The sequence below is a fragment of the Azovibrio restrictus DSM 23866 genome (assembly GCF_000429665.1).
GTDB classification, from domain to species: domain Bacteria; phylum Pseudomonadota; class Gammaproteobacteria; order Burkholderiales; family Rhodocyclaceae; genus Azovibrio; species Azovibrio restrictus.
The window spans coordinates 154,241-163,178 of record NZ_AUCH01000013.1 but is presented as its reverse complement, the minus strand read 5'-3'; the positions used below and the strand labels follow the sequence as shown (position 1 = coordinate 163,178).

Below are 8,938 nucleotides of genomic sequence, written 5' to 3'. Positions count from 1 at the left end.
CCCTACGGTCATCCGCAGCCACGTCAGGAAAAGAAACTGAGTCGTACCGCCTTTGCCATTGCCGGCTGAAAGGAAACCCCATGTTCCTGTTGTTTCCCCTCCCGCGTTTGCTTTGAGACTGATCGCCCATCATGGCTAAACGGATCGCACCGACACGGATTGACGCCGATAACTCTTCCGGCAGCTTGCCTGCCGCTTGTACCGATTGGCGCACCGTGAGCAGATTCCATGTCGGCACGGGTCATAGAGAACCCACACCAGATGCCGGATATACGACTGCATGCGCTTTCCAGCTGCCAAACCTATCGTTCAGTTTCCTTGATTTCCGGGGGAGTCCATATATGATGGGTTAGAGCGCACGGGGTCATGGGAATTGAGCTACGAACTGTTCGATTAGCTGCGCGATGTGGTCGGAGTCGCCCGGAGTGCTCAGAGAAATCACCTCCAAGATGCGGGAGATACCGGTCTTCATCCTCTCGCATTCAGACATTGCCTCCGATTCGGTAGAGAAGAATCTTGTGTGTGCTGTCCAACCGGCTATGCCGCAAGTAATTGACCAAGGCGCAATAGAACCGTCACGCTCAATTGTGATTCTCCCTCCGTCGTCGGTTCCCTCATCAAACGTGATAACGCCGCTCTCTGAGCCTTTCTGGCCGAGAGTCGCACCATCTTCAAGAGTGTGCCAAGGCATAGTGCGCTCTAACGTTGAATTAAACGGCGCACCGCTTGCGGCGCGTCCGAGCGACCGGAGGGAGCGCTTTTGAATGTGATGTTAGACATTGTGCTTACCCGATGTGGCTAGTTTCCAGCCGAGCGGCCAGAGGATGAAATTTACGAAAAGCACAGGTATCGCAAACCACATGTAGAGGCCGTAGTCGGTGTGGCCCGATAGATAGCTGACTGAAAGCGGAACAACGGTTGTGGCGATTGCAGCGATGTTCCCGACTGCCATCATGCAGTGGCCTATCACTGCCTTTCGTGACGATACTTCAAACGCCTTGACCTTGCGCTTTACAGTCGCGATCGAAACTCCGACGACTAATAGGAGAGCCGCCCAGCCACCGAGTGGAACGGCAATGGCCTCTTGAAAGCCGGCAAGTATTAGAAGCTCGGCAATACCCATGTATACGTAGATGCCAAGCAAAAGCCCAATACTGAACGCCAAAGGAAGCACAAAGTTCAAAAAGAGCATGAAGTAAATGTCTAACGCCTGAATTCAGCCGACCAGCCAGCGAAGCTGGCGCAGGTCGGCTGCAATGAACTGTTATGCAGCATTGAGAGCCTCCTTGATCGAGGCGATCAGAAGCTCCTCGTTCTCAGCTAGCTCGCGATACACGTCGTAGTTCAGTGCGCCATCATTCAGCTGCTTCTCAAAGAAGATCTGTAGGCGCCAGACATCCGGATCTGGTTTATCAAAGTCGAAATCAATCCCTCCACTGGCTGGCGTCTTGTAGACATCCACGCCAATCCCGTGGGTGCAGATGGTCCAGTTGGTTCCTGGAATAGGCCGCCGGCCTCGCATGCGCAGAATGTCGTCGGGCTTCTCCAGTTGGAAGGCGCGGACGATCAACTGCTTCACCCAGGCCATCTCGGCGTACCAAAGCGGAATGAGCTGGCGGATGAGGTCGACTCGCTCAGTCATGCTGCATAACGTAGAAGTCACCGGCGCTGCGCGGCTTTATCGCGCAGCGTCCATGTGGACTGCCGGGTTATGCGCTCAACCAATGACGGCTCCAGCGGCGGTTCCCAGAATGGAAGTCACCAACGGATGACCAAGAAATTTAGCAAGCAAGGACTTCGCTTCTTCTTTCTCTCCCTCAGAAGCGGCAGATGACTCAATCTGGTTCTTCAGCGCCTGAATTGAGTTGATGATGTTCTGAGTGTTGTAGTCGCCAATTTGTACAGATTGGGCTCCGTGAATCGTGATGTTGTGCGAAGGTTTCTGCTGCATTTGGCTTCCGCTCCATTTCTTGAACTTGATTTGATAATGCGACGGTATCGAATGCACCTTTTGAAAAAACGTTGCCTGAGTTACTTGGCTTCGTTCGTCCTTCCCACTCGGCAGTGTTCTAAGAACTACATCTCCTTCCTCAATGTCGGCTTTCGCATCCCATATGACGATTGTGCTACCGGAAAACGTAGTGCTGTATGGCCCAACCACCGAGCCGTTGCTCTTCTCTACTCGTGCATCTTCTTTGGGGAAAGAGCTAAATGGATTCACATTGCCTCCTTGAGTGCATAACGAATAGCGTTTATCCGCCGACGCGGACGAGTTTGAAGAAGGTGTGAAGTCATATCGGAGGATAAACCTCGTTGGACTGGACTGCCGGACGGGCGGTGGTTATGGGGATTGTAAGGAAGGCTTTTCCGAAGTCAATCGCATGGCATGAAACAAGGCGGTGGATTCGTGCGCGTCAGGCATTGCGGAGAGAGGATTCGGGAGAAGCAAACCGGCTCGATCGTGCTTGCGTAGCTGCTCGGGAATCACTAGGCAGGCCGCAGGGCGAAGCCTTCCGAGAATGGTCTGGCCATCCGGTGGAGAAACCGTCAGCAGGGGCTTGATGCAGCGTCTCATGGCGGTCCTCGGGCCGTTGCCCCGCGCTGCGGCAGCAGCGTGGCGGTAACCCGAAACTGCCCGCCGCAGTGCGGACAGCACATCGACGCAAAGCGAGCCACCCGATGCAGGAATGCCGTCACCGATTCGATGATCGCCGGTTCCGGCGGCGGCACGGCCAGGGCCGAGCGCGCTGCCGCCAGCCCGACTTTCTTTCTCGCCGGCGAGAGCAGGCCATAGTGCCGGATGCGCTTGAAACCGCTGGGTAGCACATGCAGCAGAAAGCGGGCGATGAACTCGCTCCCCGCCAGACGCAGCACGCGCTTCTTGCCTCCGCTATCCGCTCGCACCCGGAAAGCCACCTGGTCATGGGTGATGCCGACGATGCGCTCATTGGAAATCGCCACCCGATGCGTGTAACGCCCGAGATAGTCGAGCACGGCTTGCGGCCCACCGAGCGGTTGCTTGGCATAGACCACCCAGTCGTGGGCGTAGAGGTCTTGCTTGAGGTTCTGCCAAGCGAGCGGATTGAGGAAATCGGGCAGATGCCCCAGCCGGCACAAGTCATCGAGACCGGCGATGAACTTGCCGCGAAACACTTTCGACAGCGCCCGCACCGGAAACAGAAAGCCCTTCTTCGGGCTGATCCATTCCCCGGTGTCGGACAGTGCGCCACCGGCGACCAGGGCATGCACATGAACATGCCGCCCGAGATCCTGTTTCCAGGTATGCAGCACCAGCGAGAACGCCGGCATTCCGCCCAGATGGCGCGGGCTGGCGGCTAACTCGATGAGTGTTGCCGAGGCGGCGGCGAACAGGTTCTCGTACAGGCGGCGCGGTGCGGCGCCGATCAGGCCGTTGAGCGCATGCGGCAGGGTGAACACCAGATGGAAATACGGCACCAGCAGCACCTCGCGCCGCCTTGCGGCGAGCCACCTCTCCTTGGCCCGCGTCTGACAGCGTGGGCAATGCCGGTTGCGGCAGGAATGATAGACGTGCCGACTCGTCCCGCAATCGGTACAGGATTCGACGTGCCCGCCGAGCGCTGCGGTACGGCAGGCAAGAATGGCCCGCCAGACCTTGGCCGCGCCACGCGGCAGTTCATGGCTGGCGAGATAGGCCGGACCGAAGGCGGACAGCACCTCGGCCAGGCCGGCCGGAGAGCGAATGGATGCCTTGCAGTTTGCCGCTCAGGGCATGCAGGCGCAGGGAGGGGTGGAAGGGGTTGGCCTGCAGCAGGGCCAGGGTTTTGAGGTACTGCTGTCGTCAGGGGGGCTTTTTCAACCAGCGGGCGGCCCGGCGGTTGTAGGCCTCGGTAAAGCAGAGCCTGTAGCTCATGGGAGCCTGTCCAGCCTGGCCAGATGCTCGGCGGCTGACTCTTCCACGAAACGTCCGGCGGCCAGGTCGGCCCGGGTTTCTGCCAGAGCTGCGTCCAGCTCGCATTCGCGCAGTGGGGGCTCGTGCCCAGGCGCAGGGGGCGGCTCAGCCCAGAAATTTCCAACGGACACTGATTTCCCTTTGTGAATTACTTTGTCAATACAGCCATTTTCTGACCAGCTGTTGCCCAAATCGCTGAGCCAGAATTGATTCTTCGCTTGCTTCATCGGCGGTTTCCTGGTGGATTTCCGCAAGGCAGCGAATCATCAGTGCATCCAGATAATTCTGAGGCGAGGGAAAGAAACAGGTAAGCATTGCGCCCCCGTCATGGTCGAAGTAATAGACCTCGCCGGTCTTCCTGTGGAAGCAGAACATGTTTCCGTTGCCGAGATAGTCGCTGAAGACAATCAGCTCATGGGCGAGCGACAATTGGTCCTCGTTTTCTGCAATGTCTTCTATCGCCGGAAATGCTTCCAGCAAGGGCTGAATGGGAGTATCGCTCTCGGCGACGCTGCATAGGGTTTCCGCCAGCGACAGGGCGCCCAGTGTCTGATGGTAGGCACGTAGCGCAGGGGGGAGGGCGCAACCGAGCCTGTTTTCCAGATCGGTCAAATCTTTTTCGCCGACCGGCGCCATTTTTGTCTGGGTGACATGCTCTTCCCACAACTGGGCATAGGCTTCAATTACAGCCCGATACCAGGCGAATCTTTCATTCTGGCTGGCAAGGGTTGGCCAAGCCAAAGGAGGGCAATGGGCTGGAGGCCAGGGGTCGGATGCGGTGCTAGGGCTCATGTTGGCTGGGACTGGTGAATGACGGTTTGTAGGGCCAAGGCTGGGGTATTAAGGGCTAAGTGGCTTCTTGTGCGGCACTTGGGTGTTCATCGTGGCGCTTTCTGTTCCCTGAATTGCCAGCGATGCGTCATTGTAACGTCATGAACTGATGGCCTAGGCTGATCGGGTATTCCGGGTTTTTGTTCGGCATGGCCGCCTGCTCCTGGCCTTGGGCCTTGTTGCCGCCGAAGAGGGCATTGGCCCTGGCTGTGGGGCGCTGCGTTGCAGCCCGGGGAGGCGCGGGTTGCAGGGGCGGGGAATGGGGATTCGCTCCACGGAGAGGTGCGGCCCCGGCCCGGATGCCGGGAAAATGTTCCGCAAATTCAAGGGGCTTTGGGGTTGGTTGGCGTTGGAAAAACATTGACGTAGATCAACAAAATCGAATATTCAAGGTTTTTGTCATGGGCTGTTTATGCCCTTGGTGATACCCTTGCGCCCTGTTTTTTTGTTGCCTTTTCTCATGCGTTTTCCGCAGATCATTCGGGCCTTGAGTCTGGTGCGGCCCCTGGGGTTGGCCGGGGCCTTGTTTTCCCTGCTGGTCCTGGCGGGCTATCTGTTCGGGATCGAAGCCTTTTTCCGTCCCATGCAGGGAGGGCCGGCAACGCATCCTTTGAGCGCCATCGGCTTGTTGCTGCTGGGCATCGGGGGTTTCTGCTGGCATCCCCGGCGGAATAACCGGGGGGTGCTGCTGGCGGGGGGGCTGGTGGTGTTGCTGATGGGCTTGCGGCTGCTGGAGCTGGCAAGCGGCGCCACCCTGCTGGATGGGCTGACGCCTTTCTCCCGGCGCCTGGCCGAGCAGGCCGCCGCTGGGCACCCGATTTCCACCGGCAGCAACACGGCCCTGATGTGCCTCTGTTTTGGCCTGGCCCTGGTCTTCATCGGTTTCAAGCGTTATGCCGTGGCCCAGCAGTTCTCGTTTGTGGGCCTGGGTTTTCCCCTGATTTCCGTGACCGGTTACGCCTACGGGATCGACAAATTCTATGGGCAGATGGCGATGACGACGGTCCTGGGCGGTCTCATGGTGGGGGTGGCCATCCTGTTGAGCGGGGCCCATCGCAGCTTTTTGCGCTCCATCCTGAGTCCCTGGGTGGGGGGCAAGATTGCCCGGGTGCAGATTGTGCTCGGTTATGTGGTGCCCTTCCTGATCGGCTATTTCCTGGCCCTGACCATCGCCAACAATCCCTTGCAGCAGTTCGGCCTGTTCTGTGTCCTGATCAGCGCCTTCATTTCCATGCTGGTGGCGTTTACGGCCATGATCCAGGAGGAGCTGGACCGCTCCCGGCGTAGTGCGGAACGCCGCCTGCTCCTGGTGGCTACGCTCGATTCCCTGACCAATCTGCCCAACCGCCGGCGTTTCTACGACCATGGCCAGTGGTTGCTGGAGCGGGTGCGGCGCACCGGCGAACCCCTGTCCATGCTGATATTGGATATCGATTTCTTCAAACGGATCAACGATACCTATGGCCACCCGACCGGGGATGCGGTGCTGCAGCAGCTGGCCACGGAGGCCCGTGGCATTCTCCGGCGCCAGGATTTTCTCGCCCGCTTCGGGGGGGAGGAGTTCGTCATCCTGATGCCGGGCACCAACTTGGCCGGCGCCATGCAGCTGGGCGAGAAGTTGCGGGCCCATATTGCCGGCACGGAGTTTTCCGGCGCCGAGCAGGTCACCATTTCCCTCGGCTGTACCGAGTACGCTGCCGGTGAAGCACTGCATGAGCTGGTGGCCCGGGCCGACCAGGCCCTGTACCAGGCGAAGCGGGAGGGGCGTAACCGGGTTATCGCCATCGCGGAACAGGTCCCCGGCTTGCTTGATATTCCCGAGTGCCAGCTGGCGTAAGGCTTGGCATGGCCCGGTTTGCGGCGTAGTCCCTGCTGCCGGACTGCCGGGTGCAGGCGTTTTCCGCTACGCCTCAGCGGACCAGCAGCTCGGGTCTGTCCAGGTGGGCGGCGACGCCCTGGCGGTCCGCTTCGCTCCGGTTCTGGCTCATTTTCCATTTCCCCGTCAGTTGCTGCACCAGGATTTCCACCCCCACCACGGCCTTGAGCTGGGCGGCGATGAAGTCTTCCGGCGCGTCTTCCAGTGTCCAGGCATGGGGCTGGCGGGCTTCGTGGAGGGCCGTGAGTTCGGCCAGCAGCTGCCGGAGTTCGTCCGGGGCTTCGATGATGCGCAAGGGGCCCCGGGCTTCCACCACGGCGTAGTTCCAGGTGGGCACGGCCTTGCCGTGTTCGGCTTTGCTGGGGTACCAGTTGGGACTGATGTAGGCGTTGGGGCCGGTGAACAGGGCGAGGGCGGGAATGTCCGGCCTGAACTGCTGCCATTGGGGATTGGCCCGGGCCAGGTGGCCGCGCAGGATGCCGTGGGGAGCGTCTGCCCGGGGGGCGGGGTCGTAGAGCAGGGGGACGGGGCTCATCTCCAGCCCCGCCGGGCCCAGGGTGACAAGACTGGCCAGGGGGTGGTCGGTGATCAGCCCGGCAAGGGCGGCCGGGTCTTCTTGCTGGAACAAGCGGGGGACGTACATGGGAGCGGGCCGGATGAAAAAGGAGCCATTGTAGTGCCGCCTGCGGGAGGCGGCTGTCGTGCTGCCTTGGAGATTGCCCTTGCCAGGGGCTGGATTCAGGCCCCGGCTTCCCGGTTCTGGCTGGCGTCCAGCAGGCAGCTGGCCAGGTGGCGGATGTCGTCGGCCCGGTGCAGGCGTTCCAGCCAGTGGGCGGGGATGCCGGTGGCGCCGAAGTGGGCGCCGGCCAGCTGGCCGACGATGGCGCCGGTGGTGTCGGCGTCGTCACCCAGGTTGACGGCGGTGAGCACGGCGTCGGCAAAGTCCTCTGCCTGGCTGAAGCACCAGAGGGCGGCTTCCAGGCTTTCCACCACGTAGCCGCTGCCCTTGATCTGCTCCGCGTCCTTGTGCCGGTAGCTGCCGGCGGCCACGGCCCGGATTTCCTCGCTGTGCACGGGCACCTGGCCCAGGTCCAGGATCTGCTCCCGGTCAGCGCCGTCCAGGGCCCGGGCCAGGGCAACGCTCAGCACCCGGCAGGCGTCCAGGCAGCTGCGCGCCCCGTGGGTGGTGCGGGAGCTGAGTTCGGCCTTTTCCAGCAGGGTGGCGGGGGCCCGGCGCCAGACCATGGCCACGGGGGCCAGGCGCATGATGGAGCCGTTGCCTGCGGTGTTGGGCTGTGTCGAGCCGGCCAGGGGGTCGCCGGATTTCAGGTAGCGGGTGAGGGCGCTGCGGGTGGCCATGCCGATGTCGAAGCAGCTGCCGGTGGCGCTCCAGTAGCCTTCCTGGAACCAGCGCACGTAACGCTGCATCTGGTCGGCGGGGTCGCAGTCCTGCTGCAGATGCAGGCTTTCGGCTAGGCAGAGGGCCATGGAGGTATCGTCTGTCCATTGCCCGGCGGCCAGGGCAAAGGGGCCGCCGCCTTGCATGTCGGTGACCGGGGGGAAGCTGCCCCGGGGCTTGAATTCCACCGTGGTGCCCACGGCGTCGCCGCAGGCCAGGCCCAGGAGGGCGCCGTGGTAACGGTCCTGGAGGCGCATGGGGCTCATGGCTTTCGCGCCAGCAGCCGGTCCAGCTGATTGCCGAAGGCCTGCCGGTCGGCGCTGGAGAAGGCGGCGGGGCCGCCGGTTTCGACGCCGCTGCTGCGCAGGCCTTCCATGAAGTTGCGCAGGGTCAGGCGTTCCTGGATGTTGCCGGCGTTCAGCAATTCGCCCCGGGGGTCGATCACCAGGGCGCCTTTGTCCACCACCTGGGCCGCCAGGGGAATGTCGGCGGTGATCACCAGATCGCCGGGAGCCACGGCTGCAGCGATGTGCCGGTCCGCCACGTCGAAGCCGCCGGGCACCTGCAGGGCCTTGATCCAGGGGGAGGGCGGCACCCGCAGCATCTGGTTGGCCACCAGGATCAAGGGGGTTTCGGTACGGTTGGCGGCCCGGTAGAGGATTTCCTTGATCACCACCGGGCAGGCGTCGGCATCCACCCAGATCTTCATGGGGCGATCTCCGGGCTGGAGGGAAGACGGCCCGGGGGCAGGTGGCGGATGGGGTGGCACATGGGCGGGCTGGGCAGGGTCGTGGGAGGCGTCATTGTAGCCATGTTGCCGCTGGTTGCCCTCCGGGTGGGTGGTTTTGCTGTGGTATTGATATACTGTTATCAAAAAATCCCCTTCATCCACCTGGTTGCT

Annotated in this window: 10 protein-coding genes; 1 reads left to right on the top strand and 9 read right to left on the bottom strand. The window is 61.4% G+C overall.

Translation table 11 applies throughout. The features are described from left to right. The 6 genes from G474_RS23935 to G474_RS0111965 all read right to left on the bottom strand — a co-directional run. Nucleotides 1-214: hypothetical protein (locus tag G474_RS23935; protein WP_211228074.1), on the bottom strand; the 214-nt coding region annotated here is incomplete at its 3' end. Between the two features lie 558 nt (nt 215-772). Beyond that, nucleotides 773-1,192: a hypothetical protein gene (locus tag G474_RS0111985; protein WP_026687185.1), complete on the bottom strand. Its 420-nt coding sequence runs from the start codon at nt 1,190-1,192 to the stop codon at nt 773-775. Between the two features lie 72 nt (nt 1,193-1,264). Further along, complete coding sequence (locus G474_RS0111980; RefSeq protein WP_026687184.1) at nt 1,265-1,642, bottom strand: DUF6896 domain-containing protein; 378 nt, start codon at nt 1,640-1,642, stop codon at nt 1,265-1,267. 75 nt (nt 1,643-1,717) lie between these two features. Beyond that, nucleotides 1,718-2,221, bottom strand: a complete 504-nt coding sequence (locus tag G474_RS0111975) for an RIP homotypic interaction motif-containing protein (RefSeq protein ID WP_026687183.1) — start codon at nt 2,219-2,221, stop codon at nt 1,718-1,720. Nucleotides 2,222-2,571: 350 nt separating this feature from the next. Next, a complete protein-coding gene (locus G474_RS0111970; RefSeq protein WP_051282244.1) occupies nt 2,572-3,723 on the bottom strand; it encodes an IS91 family transposase in 1,152 nt (383 codons plus the stop codon). A 364-nt stretch (nt 3,724-4,087) separates the two neighbouring features. Beyond that, nucleotides 4,088-4,723 carry an SMI1/KNR4 family protein gene (locus G474_RS0111965; protein ID WP_026687181.1) on the bottom strand — a complete coding sequence of 212 codons (636 nt, stop codon included), beginning with the start codon at nt 4,721-4,723 and terminating at the stop codon, nt 4,088-4,090. Between the two features lie 499 nt (nt 4,724-5,222). Here G474_RS0111965 and G474_RS22125 point away from each other — a divergent pair, with 499 nt between their 5' ends. Next, entirely contained in the window at nt 5,223-6,599 is a 1,377-nt protein-coding gene (locus G474_RS22125) for a GGDEF domain-containing protein (RefSeq protein ID WP_051282243.1), read from the top strand. Between the two features lie 73 nt (nt 6,600-6,672). Here the strand turns inward: G474_RS22125 and G474_RS0111955 are convergent, their stop codons facing one another. The 3 genes from G474_RS0111955 to G474_RS0111945 all read right to left on the bottom strand — a co-directional run bounded on the left by G474_RS0111955 (nt 6,673) and on the right by G474_RS0111945 (nt 8,746). Further along, entirely contained in the window at nt 6,673-7,281 is a 609-nt protein-coding gene (locus G474_RS0111955; protein ID WP_026687180.1) for an FMN-binding negative transcriptional regulator, read from the bottom strand. 95 nt (nt 7,282-7,376) lie between these two features. Beyond that, a complete protein-coding gene (locus tag G474_RS20595; RefSeq protein ID WP_245589355.1) occupies nt 7,377-8,303 on the bottom strand; it encodes an ADP-ribosylglycohydrolase family protein in 927 nt (308 codons plus the stop codon). After that, on the bottom strand, nt 8,300-8,746 hold the full coding sequence (locus G474_RS0111945; RefSeq protein ID WP_026687179.1) for a YaiI/YqxD family protein: 447 nt from the start codon (nt 8,744-8,746) through the stop codon (nt 8,300-8,302). Before G474_RS0111945 ends, G474_RS20595 begins: the two co-directional genes overlap by 4 nt. Nucleotides 8,747-8,938: the final 192 nt, after the last annotated feature.